Source organism: Rugamonas fusca (assembly GCF_014042365.1).
Taxonomy (GTDB): Bacteria; Pseudomonadota; Gammaproteobacteria; order Burkholderiales; family Burkholderiaceae_D; genus Rugamonas; species Rugamonas fusca.
On the sequence record NZ_JACEZS010000003.1, the window covers coordinates 123,107 to 139,522 of the forward strand.

Consider the following 16,416-nt stretch of genomic DNA (forward strand, 5'->3'; position numbering starts at 1 on the left):
TGGTAAGCCTTGCGACGCGCGCGACATAACGATATATTTTGGCAACTGTAGCTAATTCTATTCACATAAAACCATGTCTGGCCCGCATCGCCTGCCCAATTTTTCCGCCCTGCGCGCGTTCGAGGCGGCGGCCCGCCACCAGAATTTCTCGCGCGCGGCCGAGGAACTGCACCTGACCCATGGCGCCATCAGCCACCAGGTGCGGGCGCTGGAGCAGGAACTGGGCACGCCGCTGTTCGTGCGCAATGGCCGCCACGTGAAGGTGACGGCCGATGGCCTGCGCTTCGCCCACCAGCTGGCCAAGGCCTTCAGCGACATCGCCACGGCGGCCGACGCGCTGCGGCCCACCAGCGCCAGCCGGCGCCTGACCGTGTCGTCGATACCCTCGTTCGCGGCGCGCTGGCTGGCGCCCCGGCTGGGCCAGTTCATCGACCAGCATCCGGACGTGGAAGTGGTGCTGCAGGCCAGCGGCCAGTTGCAGGACCTGGTACGCGACGCGGTCGACGTGGGCATCCGCTTCGGCCGCGGCCATTATCCGGGCATGGTGGTGCAGCGGCTGATGGGGGATGTGTACTACCCGGTGGTGAGCCCCGCGTACCGGGGCGGACGGCTGCCGGCCACGCCGGCCGAACTGGAACAGGCTTGCCTGCTGCGCTCGGTGGAACCGTGGACGCCGTGGTTCCGCGCGGCCGGCCTGGCGTTGGCCGAACCGTCGGGCGGCGTGATGTTCGAGGATTTGTCGATGCTGGTGCGTTCGGCCGTCGATGGCAACGGCGTGGCGCTGGTGCGCCATGTGGTGGCGATGCAGGAAATCGCCTCGGGCCAGCTGCTGCGGCTGTTCGATATCGCCACGCCATGCCCGGATGAGTATTACTTCGTCAGTCCGCCGGCGGCGGCCGTCAAGCCGCAGGTGCAGGCGTTCCGCGCCTGGCTGCTGGCCGAAATCGACAAATTCCGGCAGCAGCAGGGCGCTTGATTACAGCACCACCTTGACCATGGGGTGGCCCGACAGTTCGGTGTACAACGCGTCGAGCTGTTCGCGGCTGGTGGCGCGCACCACCACCGTCAGGCCCATGTAATTGCCCTTGGCCGAGGGACGCGCCTCCAGCTTGCCTTCGTGGAAAGTCGGATCGTGCTTCTGCACCACCTGCAGGATCGTGGTGGTGAACTCGACATGCGTCAAGCCCATCACCTTGATCGGGAAGTCGCTCGGGTACTCGATGAGGGACTCCGAGGGAGGGATGTTGGGTGGGATCGTCGCTGCCATGGTCATTCCAATCAATGTAAAAAACGGTCGCGCCAACGCGGCGCTCACCCGCATATTGTAGCCAATTCGGGAATTACCAGTGCCGGCTGTGGCCCGGCGGCTGCGGGCACGGGTGTCATTGCGTCCAATGAATGTAGCTTAATTACCCAAAAAATTGCATGCGCAAGAGCGCAATGAGACAGAAACCAAGGATAAAATTTCCAATCAGTGTTTACTTTACTACAATGATGTAGTTGAATTACACACTACCGTCGCACCGTACGGCGTTCAGACACCCGCCGAGCATCCCTGAAAGGAATACCGTGGACCTGCAATTTCGCGCCGACCCGGCCATGCTGCCGTGCGCCGTCCCTGGCGGCGTGCGCTTTGTTTTCGATGCCGCGCCCGGCACCCGCAGTGTCGCCCTGGCCGGCACCTTCAACAGCTGGGTGGGCGACGCCTGCATGCTGGAACCCGTGTCGCCCACGCGCTGGCAGGCCACGCTGCCCATACCGGCCGGGCGGCACCTCTACAAGCTCGTCATCGACGGCAAGGACTGGATCGCCGATCCCGCCAATCCCTGGATCTCGGAAGATGGCCAACACAACTCCTGCCTGACGGTCGATGCATCCGGCGCGGTGCTGATGCGTGAGCCGGGCCTGAGCGCCGCCGCACCCGGCCCGCTGCACGCGCGCGCGGCGCTGGCCAGCCCCGACTGGCTGCGCGACGGCGTGATCTACCAGTTGTCCGTGCCTGCCTTCGGCGGCGACTTCGATGGCGTGCGCGCCAGGCTAGGCTACCTGAGCGAGCTGGGCGCCGACATCCTGTGGATCATGCCAGTCCATCCCATCGGCATCGAAGGGCGGCGCGGCACGCGGGGCGACCCGTACGCGGTGCGCGATTTCGACGCCATCGATCCCGCCCTGGGCGACGCCGCCTCCCTGCGCGCGCTGGTGGACGCGGCCCACGCGCGCGGCATGCGCGTGATCCTGGACTGGACGCTCAACCGCAGCAGCGTGGACCACCCGTTCACGCGCACCCATCCCCACTGGTACACGCGGCGCGCCGACGGCAGCATCTATTACGCCGTCCCCGAGCGCGGTTACTTCGCCGGTTTCGACTTCGCCGACCGCGCCCTGCGGCACTACCTGATCGACAGCATGCGCGGCTGGATCGAACGCTACGGCTTCGATGGCTTGCGCTTCGACGACTCCGACATCACCCCCTGTGATTTCCTCGATGAGATCCGCGCGGCGCTGGCGGCGCTGCGGCCTGACATCGCCCTGATTTCCCAGTCCTACGATGAATTCCACCACCTGGCCGCCTGCGACCTGACCTACGAAGGCGGCACGCGTGAGATGTTGCGCCGCTGCGCCCACGGCGAGGCGGACGGCGCCGCCTTCGCCCGCTACTGGAACGAGTCCACCTACAGCTTCCCGCGCGGGGCCTTGCGCATGCGCTGGCTGGAAGACAAGGAGCAAGGGCGCGCCTCCGCCTTCCTGGGCCGCGCCGCCCATGGCCCGGCCGCCACCGTGATGCTGGCCATGGACGGGGTGCCGCACCTGCTGATGGGCCAGGAATTCGACGAACCGAGCTGGACTGGCTGGCCAGTGCTGTTCGACCCCTACCAGCTCAACTGGCAGTGCTTCGATGGCGCGCTGTACGCGCATTACCAGGCCCTGATCGGCCTGCGCCGCCGCCACGCCGCCCTGCGCGCCGGCGCGACGGCGTTCCTGGACCACTTGCCACCCGGCGTCATCGGCTTTACCCGCGATGACGGCTGCGAGCGCATCGTGGTGCTGGCCAATCTGTCGTCCACGGCGGTGACGCTCGGGGCCGGGTTCACGCGCGTGGCGACGCTCTACGCGTCAGGCTGGCACCAAGAAGACGCCAGGCTGGGGCCGTATGGCTGGATGATGGGCAGCAGCGACGACCTGCCTTGAGCGCGCCGATGCCGCGCACAAAAAAAAGCCAGCTGGAGAAGCTGGCTTAAAAAACTATTCTCACTGTCTTGAAAATAGTCGGGATAGACTCGGTACGATCCCGACGATCTGGCGTTGCGGGAGTATGCTCCCTGTCGTGCCGCGCTGTCGCCGTTGTTGCCTAAAACGCATACTGTATATAAAAGTAATGTTTTTAGCTACAACTTTGTGATGAACGGCAACATTTGTGGCCTGAACGGCCAATTTTCGCGACTGAAATGCAGGATAGGCCCGTGATGGCGGCCTGGCGCCCCGTCAGCGCTCCACCTGGTGGCCACGCTTCTCGCGCTCTTCATCACGGCGCCTGTCGTTCTCGTTGGCCGGATGACCGCCGCCCGGATGCGCCTGCTCGCGCTGCTGGGGCTGCGCCTGCGGCGTGGCTTGCGGCTGCGCCGCGGGCCGGGCCGGTACCTGGAATGGCTGCGGCTGGGATGGCGCTTGCTGCTGGGGGACCACCACACGCTGGGGTGGCGGCTGGAGCGGCGGCTGCTGGGGCGGCGCCTGGACCGGCTGGGCGACGGGGCGCGATGGTTCGCCTTCCGGCCGGATCTGCCGCCGGCCATCTTCATAGCGCACGCCACGCTCGCCGCGCTCGAACCGCTCCCGGCTACGATCATCCTGCGCCGGCTGCTGGGTGCCGCGCGGCTCGATCAGGCGGCCCGGCGGCTGCGTGGTCAAGGGCTGGACTGGCTGCTGGTTCTGCAACTGCTGCTGTTGACGCTGGCGCCGTTGCTGTTCCTCGAACTGCTGGCGTTGCTGTTCGTCCTGGCGCTGCCGTTGCTGCAATTGCTGTTGTTGCTGTTGTTGCTGTTGCAATAACTGCTGCTGTTGTTGTTGCTGCAACTGCTGCCGGGACGCCGGCTGCGACGGTTGCGGGTACGATGGGCGCACCGGCACTGTCGGCACCTGTCCCGGTAGGGTGTTCTGCGGCAGGCGCTGCTGCGGCTGCACGGCCTGGCCCTGCGGCGCATAGGCGGCGCCGCCGCGCTCGGGCCGCCGGTCATCGCCGTCGAAGCGGCGCCGGTCATAGGCATGCGTTGGTGCGGCCGGGGCGGGGGCCGCCACCAGCGGCGCCGTGCGCACCACGGCCGGCGGCAGGATCACTTGCGGGCCGGCGTGCACCGGCACCACGTGGCCCGCATCGAAGCGGTCGCGCGGCACCACGGTCACGCCTTCGTGGGGGCCATCGCGGCGCTCAGCCGGGCGGCCATTGTGGGTCCACACGAGACGCCGCTCGTGCTCGGGCGACAAATGGAATGGCGGCGCGTATGCCTCATGGGGCGCCAGCGGATACCAGCCCAGGCCCGGTCCCCGGCGGCCATCGCGGTGCGACGCTTGCAGCCGGTCGCCGCCCACCCAGCCCACCAGCGCCGGCGCCCACGCGGGCCGGCCCACGTAGCGCCCCGGCGCCCAGCACCAGCGGCGGTTGACCATCACCCAGCGGCCGTAGTGCGATGGCGCGTAACCCCAGGGCGCGTTGTCGACCCAGGTCCAGCCGAAGGTCACCATCCAGATCCATTGGCCGTCACGGTAGGGCGCCCAGTCGGTGGCCACCACGCGCGGCGTCCACAAGGGGCCATAATCGGGACTGTCGGTCCAGCTGCCGTAGCGGTCCAGCTCCTCGTAGCCGGTCACTTCACTGGGCACGTAGCGGCTGGCGATCGACGTTTCGTACTGGCGGTCGCGCAGCTCGGCCCAGCTGTCGAAGCCATCGCGCAAGGCGGCGCCGGTGCGCACGTCATCACTGCTCACTTCACCGCGGTAGCCGGCCCGCACCACCAGCTGGCTGCCGGCGCCGTCCACCCGCGCCACGCCGGCCAGCACGTTGACGACGGTGGTGTCGGGCAGGCGCTCAGCGTCCACCCGCACCGTGCCCGGTTCCACCATCGTCACGCGCGCTTGCGGGGTGGTCAATTCGAAATCGCGCAGCAGGCTGCCATCGCGCAGGTGCACGCTGGCGCTGCCGTAGTTCAGGCGCAGGCGCACGTTGTCATCGTCCAGCTGCACCACCTCCAGGTCGGTATCGCCATCGAGCCGGATGGCGGCCGGCCCCACGCGGAATTCGCCGCGCGCGCCGCTGGCCGTGCTCAGGTGGTCGCCCGTGGTCACCGGCCAGTTCAGCATGGCGTCGGCCGGGTCGCCTTCGCCCACCACCGTCACCTGGCCTTCGACGCTGGAGATGCGGCCCACCCGGCCCGGAATATCGTCGGCCAGCGCGGGCAGAGTCCAGGCCAGCAACGCGGCGAGGACGGCGGAGGTGAGGGTGCTGCGGCTCATGGCGGCGCTCCTAAGCGTATGGCCGCCGGCGTGGGGACGGCCCTGTTTATCGTTGTCTATTTAACGCTGCACAGCAAGTGAGGACGACCGGGGTTACAAATCCTTGCACATTCGGGCGCCCAGTCGACGCTCATGCCGTCGCCGCCGCGCCCCGCTTGACGAAGAACAGCGCCGTGCCAACGGCCATCAGCAGGCCGCCGAAGAAGCGGTTCTGCTTGCGCACGGCGCGCGGGTCGCGGAAGAAACGCTGCATGGACGAGGCCAGGAAGGCATAGCTGTGCATCACGATCAGGTCGATGGTGCACATGGTGGCGGCCAGGATCAGCAACTGCGGCAGCACGGGCGCACCGCGCGCGATGAACTGCGGCAGCACGGCCACCATGAAGATGATGCCCTTGGGATTGGTGGCATTGGTCAGGAACCCGGTCAGCACGCGCCTGCGCAGCGAGGGCGCCATGGCCACCGCCTGCGCCGCCACGGCGTTGCCGTCCACGCTGACCCTGGCGCGCCACTGGCCCAGGCCCAGGTAAATCAGGTACAGCGCGCCCACCGTCTTGACCACGTTGAACGCGAGTTCCGACGCCAGCAACAGCGAGCCCACGCCGGCGCCGGCGATGAACAACACCAGCAGCAACCCGGCCTGCAGGCCCAGGATGGTGCCGCTGGTCTTGCGCACGCCATAGGACAGCCCGTGCGACATCGACAACACGGCGCCCGACCCCGGTGAAATGGCGATAATGGTGGCGGCGATGACAAACGTGATCCAGGTGGCAAAGCTCATGGCGGTGTTCCGTTCAAGATGCGGGTGCGGCGGCGACACGCCGCGCGGTAACGGCCATTGTAGCGGCTCTGGCCCGCCGCCGCCCGCGCCGGCTGAGGTAAGATTGCCAGACTTTCATCCCGGAGCCCAATATGCACCACACCATCCTTATCTCCCGCCCGATGGAGGGCCGCTGAGATGGCCGGCGCCAGCCTGCTGGCCCTGATCGACGACATCGCGGCCATCCTCGACGACGTGGCCCTGATGAGCAAGGTGGCCGCCAAGAAGACGGCCGGCGTGCTCGGCGACGACCTGGCCCTGAACGCCCAGCAGGTCGCCGGCGTGCAGGCCGAGCGCGAACTGCCCGTGGTCTGGGCCGTGGCGCGCGGCTCGCTGCGCAACAAGGCCATCCTGGTGCCGGCCGCGCTGGCCATCAGCGCGCTGGCGCCGTGGGCCGTCACCCCGCTGCTGATGGCCGGCGGCGCCTACCTGTGCTACGAAGGTTTCGAAAAGCTGGCCCACAGTTATCTGCACCGGACCGAACATGCGCAGCACCTCGATCAACTGGCTGACGCCGTGGCCGATCCCGCCGTCGACCTGGTGGCGCTCGAGCGCGACAAGATCGCCGGCGCCGTGCGCACCGACTTCATCCTGTCGGCCGAGATCATCGTGATCGCGCTGGGCACGGTGGCCGGCGCCCCGTTCGGCCAGCAGGTGGCGGTGCTGGCCGGCGTGGCCATGCTGATGACGGTGGGTGTGTACGGCCTGGTGGCGGCCATCGTCAAGCTCGACGACGCCGGCCTGTACCTGCGCCGGCGCGGCGGCGCGATCCTGCAGGCGCTGGGCGGCCTGCTGCTGGCGGCCGCGCCCCGGCTGATGAAGCTGCTGTCCGTGGCCGGCACGGTGGCCATGTTCATGGTGGGCGGCGGCATCCTGTTGCACGGCGTACCGGGCAGCCATGCGCTGCTGGAGGCGGCCGCCCGCGCGGCCGGCCTGGTGCCTGCGGTTGGGGCCGTGCTGGCGCCCGTCACCCCCAGCGTGCTGAACGCCGTCGCCGGGCTGCTGGCCGGCGCCGCCGCGCTGGCCGTGGCCGGGCTGGCCGGCCGCCTGCGCCGCCTGTTACCGGGCCGCTGAGCGGCGCCGCCGCCGCGGGCGGAACTCGCGTCCGGCGCCGGAGTCCAAGCAGGGGAAGGCGGCTGGCGCGCGCAGGCCCGTGCGCGTCATGGCCGCGCCACGCCATGCCCGCCGGCGACAGGAGTACGCGATGGAGATGCACGAACGACTGAATCTGGCGCTGGAAGCGGCGCAAATGACGATCTGGGATTCCCAATTGCACGATGGCAGCGTCCTCGGCAGCACCATCAATTGGACCGCGCCGGGGCCTGCGCTGCTGGGGCTGGCCCCGGACGGCTTGTCCCAGCCCTTTGGCGACTTCCTGGCCATGGTGCACCCGGCCGACCGCGACACCGTGCTGCGCGTCATGCAGGCCGGGGTGGACCAGGGTGATGGCTACGAGCTGGAATTTCGCCTCGTCTGGCCCGACGGCAGCCTGCACTGGCTGTCCGCCAAGGCCAGGATCGTGCACACGCCCGAGGGCCAGCCCTGCGGCACGCTGGGCATGATCTGGGACGTTACCCACTGCAAGGCCGAGGCGCGGCACCTGGCGCGCCAGCGCGACATGGCCGAAGTGACACTGCGCTCGATCAGCGAAGGCGTGATCACGACGGATGCCGAGGCCCGCACCCAGTTCCTGAACCGGGTGGCCGAGCAGTTAACAGGCTGGACCAGCGAACTGGCCAACGGCGTCGACATCGCCACCACCTTGCGCCTGGTGGACGACGGGCCGGGCGCGGCCCAGGAACACGTGGCGCTCAAATGCCTGCGGCTGCGCCAGACCGTCACCGCGGCGGCCAACAGCCAGCTCGTCACGCGCCAGGGGCGCCATATCGCCGTCGAGGAATCGGCCGCCCCCATCTGGTCCGACGACAACGAACTGCTGGGGGCCGTGGTGGTGTTCCGCGACGTGAGCCACGAACGGCACCTGTCGCGCCAGCTCAGCTGGCAAGCCACCCACGACACGCTCACCGGCCTGATCAACCGCAGCGAGTTCGAAGCCCAGGTGGCCAGCGCCCTGCGCAGCGCCAAGGAGGAGGGCCACGTACACGCGCTGCTGTACCTGGACCTGGACCAGTTCAAGTTAGTCAACGACACTTGCGGCCACGGCGCCGGCGACCTGCTGCTGCAACTGCTGGCCAAGCTGCTGCAAACCCAGATGCGCGACTCCGACATCCTGGCCCGCCTCGGCGGCGACGAGCTGGGCGTGCTGCTGCCCCATTGCCCGCCGGCCCAGGCCCTGCACGTGGCCGAGGACTTGCGCCAGTCCGTCAAGAGTTTCCGCTTCGTGTGGGAAAGCCGCAGCTTCGAACTGGGCGTGAGCATCGGCCTGGTCGAAATGAACCACGACAGCAAGTCGCTGAGCGAGCTGCTGGTGGCGGCCGACCAGGCCTGCTACCTGGCCAAGGAACGGGGCCGCAACCGGGTGCACCAGTACCAGGAATCGGACGCGCGGCTGACCCAGCGCCACGGCGAGATGCTGTGGGTGTCACGCCTGACGGAAGCGTTCCAGCACCGACGCTTCCGGCTGTACGCCCAGCCCATCGTCAGCCTGACGGCCCAGGGCCAGCCGCACGACGAGGTGCTGGTGCGCATCGAGGACGCCAAGGGCCACCTGATCCTGCCGGGCGCCTTCATCCCGGCCGCCGAACGCTACGACTTGATGCTCGACATCGACCGCTGGGTGATCCGCTCCGTGTGCCGCCACATCCAGAGCCTGCGCGACAGCATGGCGCCGGACCAGGCGTATATCGACGCCCACCAGCAGCACCGGGCCCGCTACGCGATCAACCTGTCGGGCACCTCGCTCGGTGACGACGTGCTGCACGATTACATCGTCGAGCAATTCAGCCGCTACGACGTGGCGCCGGACGAGATCTGCTTCGAGATCACGGAGACGGCGGCCATCGCCAACTTGCCTACCGCGCAAGATTTCATGCACAAGCTCAAGGAGCTGGGCTGCGCCTTCGCGCTCGACGACTTCGGCAGCGGCCTGTCCTCGTTCGCCTACCTGAAGGCGCTGCCCGTCGATTTCCTGAAGATCGATGGCATTTTCGTGCGCGACCTGGCCAGCAACGCCATCAACCGCGCCATGGTCAAGGCCATCAACGAAGTCGGCCACGTGATGGGCATCCGCACGGTGGCCGAATACGTGGAGGACGAGGCCATCCTGGCCCAGGTGCGCGATATCGGCGTCGATTACGCCCAGGGCTACGCGGTGGGCCGGCTGCGCCCGCTGACGGCCGGCCGCGAGTGAATCGGCGCAACAGCCACGCCGGCCACCGGCCGAACCGGAAAATCTTGCGAAAACCGCATGGCGACAGGCTTTGCGGCCTTTTCGGCTAGCGCATCCCAATCTGGAGATTTTTGATCTAAATCAATAAATTTACGAGGCTGACTCCTTACACTTGACGACATAGCTTGCGATAGAGCAAGAATAGACTTTTTTCCTTGGAGATAGCCGTCATGCGTACCAACCTGCCCGTCACCGACCGCGAACAGGAAGTCCTGGACGATCACGCCATCGTGTCCAAGACAGATTTGGACGGCAATATCACCTACGTCAACCCGTATTTCTGCGAGGTGAGCGGCTTCAGCACCGAGGAACTGATCGGCGCGCCGCAAAATATCGTGCGCCATCCCGACATGCCGCCCGAGGCGTTCGACGACCTGTGGCGTTCCATCAAGGCCGGCTATCCCTGGACCGGCCTCGTGAAAAACCGCTGCAAGAACGGCAACTATTACTGGGTCAAGGCCAACATCACCCCGATCCGCGAGGCCGGCCGCACCATCGGCTACATGTCGGTGCGGGTAAGGGCCGACCGTGACCAGGTGGCCAAGGCCGAGCAAGCCTACCGCGCCATGCGCCAGCAGCCCAAGGACAAGCCCGGTATCACCGTCCGCCATGGCGAAGTGGTGCAACCTGGCCTGGCCAGCCTGCTGGGCCGCGTGCGCCACGTATCGCTGGCCATGCGCATCTGGGCGTCCACCAGCCTGGTCAACACGCTGCTGGCCGGCGTCTGCGTGGCCAGCCTGCTCGGTTCGGACGGCCGCAATTCGGCACTCAGCTATGGCATCTTCGGCGCCACCTTCGTTGGCCTGATCGTCAACGTGTTCCTGTGGTACACGCTGCGGGTCGGCATGCTGCAACCGCTGAACCGCGCCCTGCACGGCGCCCGTTCGATCGCCGCCGGCGACCTGTCGGCCCATTTCGAGACCAATTCCACCGACGAGGTGGGCCAGCTGCTGCGCGCGCTGGAGCAAATGAACTGCAACCTGATCGCCACCATCCGCGATGTGCGCATGAACGTGGAAACCATGGCCGTGGCCACGCGCCAGATCGCGGCCGGCAACGCCGACCTGTCGGGCCGCACGGAAGCCCAGGCCGCCAGCCTGGAGGAGACCGCCTCGAGCGTCGAGCAATTCGCCGCCACCGTCAAGCAGAACGCCGACAATTCCGTGGAGGCGAACGCGCTGGCCGTCAATGCCTCCAACGTGGCGCAGGAGGGCGGCGTGATCGTGGCCGACGTGATCGCCACCATGGACGACATCAACAACTCGTCCAAGAAGATCGTCGACATCATCAGCCTGATCGAGGGCATCGCCTTCCAGACCAACATCCTGGCCCTGAACGCGGCCGTCGAGGCGGCCCGCGCCGGCGAGCAGGGCCGCGGCTTCGCCGTGGTGGCGGGCGAGGTGCGCAACCTGGCCCAGCGCAGCGCCACGGCCGCCAAGGACATCAAGAACCTGATCGACATGTCGGTCGGCAAGGTCAGCGCCGGCATGGAGCAGGTGCACCGGGCCGGCGCCACCATGGAACAGGTGGTCAAGTCGGTGCAGCAGGTGACGGCCATCATGCAGGACATTTCCACCGCCTCGCGCGAGCAGAGCATCGGCGTGGACCAGGTCAACTCGGCCATCGCCCACCTCGACCAGGTAACCCAGCAGAACGCGGCACTGGTGGAGCAGGCGGCGGCCGCCGCCGCCAGCCTGGCCCAGGAAGCGACGGGGCTGACCCAGGCCGTGAGCCTGTTCAACTTCGGCCACGCGCTGCGCCAGACGCGCGGCGGCAACCGGCCAGCCCGGCCGGCCGCGCCACAGCACGGCAACGTCAAGCGCCTGGCGGCCTGAACGCGCACCTTTTGTATTCACCGCACCGTTAGTTAGATAGCAGAAATGATCATGTCCCCTACCGCAGCCAGCGCGCCATCCAGCGTCGCGTTCTTTCCGACGGTGCAGTTCGACGCTGACATCATTGGCAAGCTGAGCCAATCCGGCCCCCGCTATACCTCGTATCCCACGGCCGACCGCTTCAGCGAGGACTTTGGCTACGGCAATTACCTGGAGGCCATCGCCGGCCTGCGCATGCGCGGCGGACGCCGGCCGCTGTCGCTGTACATCCACATCCCGTTCTGCGACACCATCTGCTACTACTGCGCCTGCAACAAGATCGTCACCAAGGACCGCAGCAAGGCCGCCACCTACCTCAGCTACCTGAAGCAGGAAATCGAAATGCAGGGCAAGCTGTTCTCGGGCATGAACCACATCGAGCAGCTGCACTTCGGCGGCGGCACGCCGACCTACCTGAGCGACCGCCAGATGGACGACCTGATGGCCCATCTGCGCCACCACTTCGAGTTCGCCCCGGACGACATCGGCGAATATTCGATCGAGATCGACCCGCGCACGGTCAGCCGCGAACGGGTGCAGTCGCTGCGCTCGCAAGGCTTCAACCGCATCAGCCTGGGCGTGCAGGATTTCGACCCGGACGTGCAGCAAGCCGTGAACCGCATCCAGCCGGCCGAGGAAACGCTGGCCGTGATGCAGGCCGCGCGCGAGGCCGGCTTCCGCTCCATCAGCATCGACCTGATCTACGGCCTGCCCAAGCAGAACATGGACAGCATGGCGCGCACGCTGGAACAGGTGATCGCGGCCAGCCCGGACCGCATCGCGCTGTACAACTACGCCCACATGCCGCACCTGTTCAAGCCGCAGCGCCGCATTCTGGAAGCGGATCTGCCGCCGTCGGCCGTCAAGCTCGACATGCTGGCCCTGTGCATCCGCCGCCTGAGCGCGGCCGGCTATGTCTACATCGGCATGGACCACTTCGCCAAGCCGAACGACGACCTGGCCGTGGCCCAGCGCCAGGGCCGGCTGCACCGCAATTTCCAGGGCTATTCCACCCACGCGGAATCGGACCTGGTGGCCTGCGGCGTGTCGGCCATCAGCGCCGTGGGCGCCACCTACAGCCAGAACGAGAAGACGCTGGACGCCTATTACGAGAAGCTGGACGAAGGCAAGCTGCCCGTCGCGCGCGGCATCAAGCTGACCAGCGACGACCTGCTGCGCCGTATCATCATCCAGATGTTGATGTGTAATTTCGAGCTGTCGATCGACTCCATCGAGCAAGCCTATCCGATCGACTTCCGCACCTATTTCGCCACCGAGCTCGAAGCGCTGGCGCCGCTGGAGCAGGATGGCCTGGTCACGCTGGAACCGCACTGGCTGAGCGTGACGCCCAAGGGCCGGCTGCTGATCCGCAACATCTGCATGGTGTTCGACCGCTACCTGCGCATGGCGCGCACGCAGCCGCAGCCGGGCCAGCCGCTGCGCTTCTCGCGCACCATCTGAGCACTACACCATGAACGGAGCGCACCTGTTGTCCGTGTTCGCCGTCGGCCTGGCCGGCAGCGTGCATTGCATCGGCATGTGCGGCGGCATCGTCAGCGCGCTGTCGGCCACGGCGCCACGCGCGCCCGCGCCGCCGCCGGCGCGCGTGATCGCCATCACCCCAGCGACTGCACTGGCCCCGGCCGGCCAGCGCCTGCTGCGCGTGGCCGCCTACAACACGGGCCGCATCTCCAGCTACATGGTGGCCGGCGCCTTGGCCGGCGGCCTGGCGCAAGGCGCGGCCAGTCTCGCCAGGCTGGCCACGCTGCAACTGGCGTTCTACTGGCTGGCCAACCTGATGCTGGTGGCGCTGGGCCTGTACCTGATGGATGCGTGGCGCGGCCTGGCCCACGTGGAAAGCGCGGGCCAGATCGTCTGGCGCCGCGTACAGCCGCTGCTCAAGCTGCTGCTGCCCATGGATAGCCAGCTCAAGGCACTGGCGCTGGGCGGGCTGTGGGGCTGGGTCCCGTGCGGCATGGTCTACAGCGTGCTGCTGACGGCCTTGCTGAGCGGCTCGGCCCTCGACGGGGCGGCCGTCATGCTGGCGTTCGGCCTGGGCACCTTGCCCATGCTGGTCACGCTGGGCATGATGGGCGCGGGCGTGCGCGCCCGGCTACAACAGCGCAAGATACGTATCGCCTGCGGCTTGCTGGTGCTGGGCTTCGGCGTGCTGGGGCTGGTGCGCGCCAGCCATGGCGCCTCGCTGGGCTGGCTCGATGCGCTATGCTTGACGGGACATCCGTGAACCGGCAAGGAAAACTCCGCATGAGCACCAACACCGAACGACGTAGCCAGCCGGAACCCGTGCTGGCGGGACTGGCGGCAGCGCCAGCGGCCATGCACGATGACGCCGCGCACTCGGATGCGGGGGTGCACGCGGGCGCGGGCGCGAATGCCGGCGCGGGCGCAGGAGCGCATGGCGGCGCGAGCGCCTCTGCGTCCAGCGCGCCAACCGGCTGCTTCCATTGCGGCCTGCCGCTGCCGCGCGACGGCCGCTGGTCGGTGCGCATCGACGAGGTGGAGCGCCCCATGTGCTGCCCCGGCTGCGCCAGCGTGGCGCAAGCGATCGTCGACATCGGCCAGAGCGCCTACTACCGCGACCGCACCGAATTCGGTGCCACCGCCAACGCCGACCAGCTGGTGCCGCCCGAACTGCAGCTCTACACCAACGCCGATCCCCGTTTCGCCGATTGCGACGATGGCCGCGCCGCCGCCCTGTCGGTGGAAGGCATACGCTGCGCCGCCTGCGTGTGGCTGATCGAACGCCGCCTGCAACAGCAGCCCGGCGTGCTCGAAGCGAACCTGAACGTGGCCACGGAAACCCTGCACGTGCGCTGGGACCCGGCGCTGTGCGAGCCGGCCCGGATCCTGCAAGCCGTGCGCGAAGTCGGTTACACGGCCTACCCCTATGAAGCGGGCCGCCACGGCGAGCAGTTGCAGCGCGCCGTCAAGACCCTGGGCCGCCAGCTGTTCGTGGCCGGCCTGTCCATGATGCAGGTGATGATGTACGTGGCGCCAGCCTACCTGGCCGGCGACGACGGCACGCTGGAGCCGGCCATGGCGGCCCTGATGCGCTGGGCCAGCCTGCTGCTGACGCTGCCGGCGGTCTGCTATTCGGCGCTGCCGTTCTACCGCGGCGCCCTGTCCAGCCTGCGGGCGCGGGTGCCGGGCATGGACGTGCCCGTCACGCTGGGCATCGTGGCCGCGTTCGGCGCCAGCCTGATCGCCACCTGGCGCGGCACGGGCGAAGTGTATTTCGATTCCGTCACCATGTTCATCTTCCTGCTGCTGTGCAGCCGCTACCTGGAGCTGCAGGCGCGGCGCAAGGCGGCCGGCGCGCTGCAGCGGCTGCACCACGCGCTGCCCGCGTCGGCCACCCGCGTGGCCGGTTATCCGGAACAGCGGGACGGCGCCGTGGTGCCGGCCGCCACGCTGGCCGTGGGCGACGTGATCCTCGTCAAGCCCGGCGAGGCGGTGGCGGCCGACTGCGTGCTGCTGGACGCCGACACGGCGTTCGACGTGTCGCTGCTGACGGGCGAGAGCGCGCCCCAGCTCAAGCGCATGGGCGAGGCCGTGCCGGGCGGCGCCATCAACGCCAGCCGCGCCGTGCTGGCGCGCGTCACGCGCACGGCGCGCGACAGCACGCTGTCGGACCTGATCCGGCTGGTGGAGCGGGCCGGCCAGGGCAAGCCCCGCATCGCCCTGTGGGCCGACAAGGCGGCCGCCCATTTCGTCACGGCGCTGTTGATCTTCGCGCTGCTCAGCTTCGGTTTCTGGTATTGGTACGACCCGGCGCGCGCCTGGCCGGTGGCCATCGCCGTGCTGGTCGTGTCGTGCCCGTGCGCGCTGTCGCTGGCCACGCCGACGGCGCTGGCGGCGGCCGGCGACCGCCTGCTGCGGCGCGGCGTGCTGGCCGTGGGCCCGCAAACGCTGGAAACGCTGCACCGCGCCACCCACATCGTGTTCGACAAGACCGGCACCCTGACCGTGGGCAAGCCCGTGCTGCAGCAGGTGCTGTTGTACGGCGATGCACGCCGCGCCGACTGCGTGCAGATCGCCGCCGCGCTGGAAGCGTCGAGCGCCCACCCGCTGGCACGCGCGCTGGCGGCGGCGGCCGACGGCCCGCTGCCGTGCAGCGCCACGCAAGTGGAGGAAACGCCGGGCCAGGGCTTGTCCGGCATGGTGGATGGACAACATTATCGACTCGGCAACGCGGCCTTCGTGGCCGGGCTGGCCGGGCCCAACGACGATGGCCCGCTGGTGGCCGGCGCGCCGGGCACCACGGCCGTGTTCCTCGGCAGCGCCCAAGGCTGGCTGGCCTGCTTCCTGTTGCAGGACGCGCTGCGCGAGGACGCGCGCGCCACGGTCGACTATTTCCGCGCCGCCGGCAAGACCGTGGTGCTGCTCAGCGGCGACACGCCGGGCCTGACGCGCCACGTGGCCGAGGCGCTGGGCATCGCCCACGCGCAAGGCGGTTGCCTGCCGGCCGACAAGCTGGCCTACGTGCAAAAACTGCAAGCCGACGGCGCCGTGGTGGCCATGGTGGGCGACGGCATCAACGACGCGGCCGTGCTGCGCGCGGCCAACGTGTCGTTCGCGATGGGCTCGGGCGCGGCGCTGGCGCAAGCCCAGGCCGACGCCGTGCTGCTGTCCGGCTCGCTTGACGCAGTGGCCGGCACGGCCCGCACGGCGCGCGCCACCATGGCCGTGATCCGCCAGAACCTGGCCTGGGCCACGCTGTACAATCTGGTGGCCATCCCGGCCGCCGCGCTGGGCTGGCTCAACCCCTGGCTGTCGGGCGCCGGCATGGCCATCAGCTCGGCCGTGGTGGTGCTGAACGCCGTGCGGCTGCGGCGTGCCTGATCCTT

General features: G+C 68.4%; 11 protein-coding genes. 8 read left to right on the forward strand and 3 right to left on the reverse strand.

Annotated elements, in window-relative coordinates; all coding sequences use genetic code 11:
* The first annotated feature begins 73 nt into the window (after positions 1-73).
* Positions 74-976 (forward strand): transcriptional regulator GcvA, encoded by a 903-nt coding sequence (gcvA, locus tag H3H36_RS05350; RefSeq protein WP_182214955.1) that lies wholly within the window; start codon positions 74-76, stop codon positions 974-976.
* On the opposite strand, the gene H3H36_RS05355 is transcribed toward gcvA, so the two are convergent.
* On the reverse strand, positions 977-1,273 hold the full coding sequence (locus H3H36_RS05355) for a DUF493 family protein (protein ID WP_182214957.1): 297 nt from the start codon (positions 1,271-1,273) through the stop codon (positions 977-979).
* Positions 1,274-1,569: 296 nt separating this feature from the next.
* Here H3H36_RS05355 and H3H36_RS05360 point away from each other — a divergent pair, with 296 nt between their 5' ends.
* Positions 1,570-3,189 (forward strand): alpha-amylase family glycosyl hydrolase, encoded by a 1,620-nt coding sequence (locus tag H3H36_RS05360; protein ID WP_182214958.1) that lies wholly within the window; start codon positions 1,570-1,572, stop codon positions 3,187-3,189.
* 294 nt (positions 3,190-3,483) lie between these two features.
* Here the strand turns inward: H3H36_RS05360 and H3H36_RS05365 are convergent, their stop codons facing one another.
* Entirely contained in the window at positions 3,484-5,505 is a 2,022-nt protein-coding gene (locus H3H36_RS05365; protein WP_182214959.1) for a DUF6600 domain-containing protein, read from the reverse strand.
* Between the two features lie 130 nt (positions 5,506-5,635).
* Positions 5,636-6,286, reverse strand: a complete 651-nt coding sequence (locus H3H36_RS05370; RefSeq protein ID WP_182214960.1) for a LysE family transporter — start codon at positions 6,284-6,286, stop codon at positions 5,636-5,638.
* 177 nt (positions 6,287-6,463) lie between these two features.
* Between H3H36_RS05370 and H3H36_RS05375 the strand changes: the two genes are divergently transcribed.
* The 6 genes from H3H36_RS05375 (at position 6,464) to H3H36_RS05400 (ending at position 16,411) form a co-directional block, all read left to right on the forward strand.
* A complete protein-coding gene (locus tag H3H36_RS05375; protein ID WP_182214961.1) occupies positions 6,464-7,399 on the forward strand; it encodes a DUF808 domain-containing protein in 936 nt (311 codons plus the stop codon).
* Positions 7,400-7,529: 130 nt separating this feature from the next.
* The gene (locus H3H36_RS05380) at positions 7,530-9,635 is read left to right on the forward strand and encodes an EAL domain-containing protein (RefSeq protein ID WP_182214962.1); all 2,106 of its coding nucleotides are present in this window, start codon (positions 7,530-7,532) and stop codon (positions 9,633-9,635) included.
* A 209-nt stretch (positions 9,636-9,844) separates the two neighbouring features.
* The gene (locus H3H36_RS05385) at positions 9,845-11,509 is read left to right on the forward strand and encodes a methyl-accepting chemotaxis protein (protein ID WP_182214963.1); all 1,665 of its coding nucleotides are present in this window, start codon (positions 9,845-9,847) and stop codon (positions 11,507-11,509) included.
* 51 nt (positions 11,510-11,560) lie between these two features.
* Positions 11,561-13,009, forward strand: a complete 1,449-nt coding sequence (gene hemN / locus H3H36_RS05390) for an oxygen-independent coproporphyrinogen III oxidase (protein ID WP_182214964.1) — start codon at positions 11,561-11,563, stop codon at positions 13,007-13,009.
* A gap of 10 nt (positions 13,010-13,019) precedes the next feature.
* Positions 13,020-13,793 (forward strand): sulfite exporter TauE/SafE family protein, encoded by a 774-nt coding sequence (locus H3H36_RS05395; RefSeq protein ID WP_182214965.1) that lies wholly within the window; start codon positions 13,020-13,022, stop codon positions 13,791-13,793.
* A 20-nt stretch (positions 13,794-13,813) separates the two neighbouring features.
* Entirely contained in the window at positions 13,814-16,411 is a 2,598-nt protein-coding gene (locus H3H36_RS05400; RefSeq protein ID WP_229219755.1) for a heavy metal translocating P-type ATPase, read from the forward strand.
* Positions 16,412-16,416: the final 5 nt, after the last annotated feature.

Excerpts from the sequence above, each read along its gene's own strand:
- H3H36_RS05375 (WP_182214961.1), top strand. The coding sequence starts at position 6,464 with ATGGCCGGCGCCAGCCTGCTGGCCCTGATCGACGACATCGCGGCCATC.
- H3H36_RS05400 (WP_229219755.1), top strand. The coding sequence starts at position 13,814 with ATGAGCACCAACACCGAACGACGTAGCCAGCCGGAACCCGTGCTGGCG.
- H3H36_RS05380 (WP_182214962.1), top strand. The coding sequence starts at position 7,530 with ATGGAGATGCACGAACGACTGAATCTGGCGCTGGAAGCGGCGCAAATG.
- H3H36_RS05370 (WP_182214960.1), bottom strand. The coding sequence starts at position 6,286 with ATGAGCTTTGCCACCTGGATCACGTTTGTCATCGCCGCCACCATTATC.
- gcvA (WP_182214955.1), top strand. The coding sequence starts at position 74 with ATGTCTGGCCCGCATCGCCTGCCCAATTTTTCCGCCCTGCGCGCGTTC.
- H3H36_RS05395 (WP_182214965.1), top strand. The coding sequence starts at position 13,020 with ATGAACGGAGCGCACCTGTTGTCCGTGTTCGCCGTCGGCCTGGCCGGC.
- H3H36_RS05365 (WP_182214959.1), bottom strand. The coding sequence starts at position 5,505 with ATGAGCCGCAGCACCCTCACCTCCGCCGTCCTCGCCGCGTTGCTGGCC.
- H3H36_RS05385 (WP_182214963.1), top strand. The coding sequence starts at position 9,845 with ATGCGTACCAACCTGCCCGTCACCGACCGCGAACAGGAAGTCCTGGAC.
- hemN (WP_182214964.1), top strand. The coding sequence starts at position 11,561 with ATGTCCCCTACCGCAGCCAGCGCGCCATCCAGCGTCGCGTTCTTTCCG.
- H3H36_RS05355 (WP_182214957.1), bottom strand. The coding sequence starts at position 1,273 with ATGACCATGGCAGCGACGATCCCACCCAACATCCCTCCCTCGGAGTCC.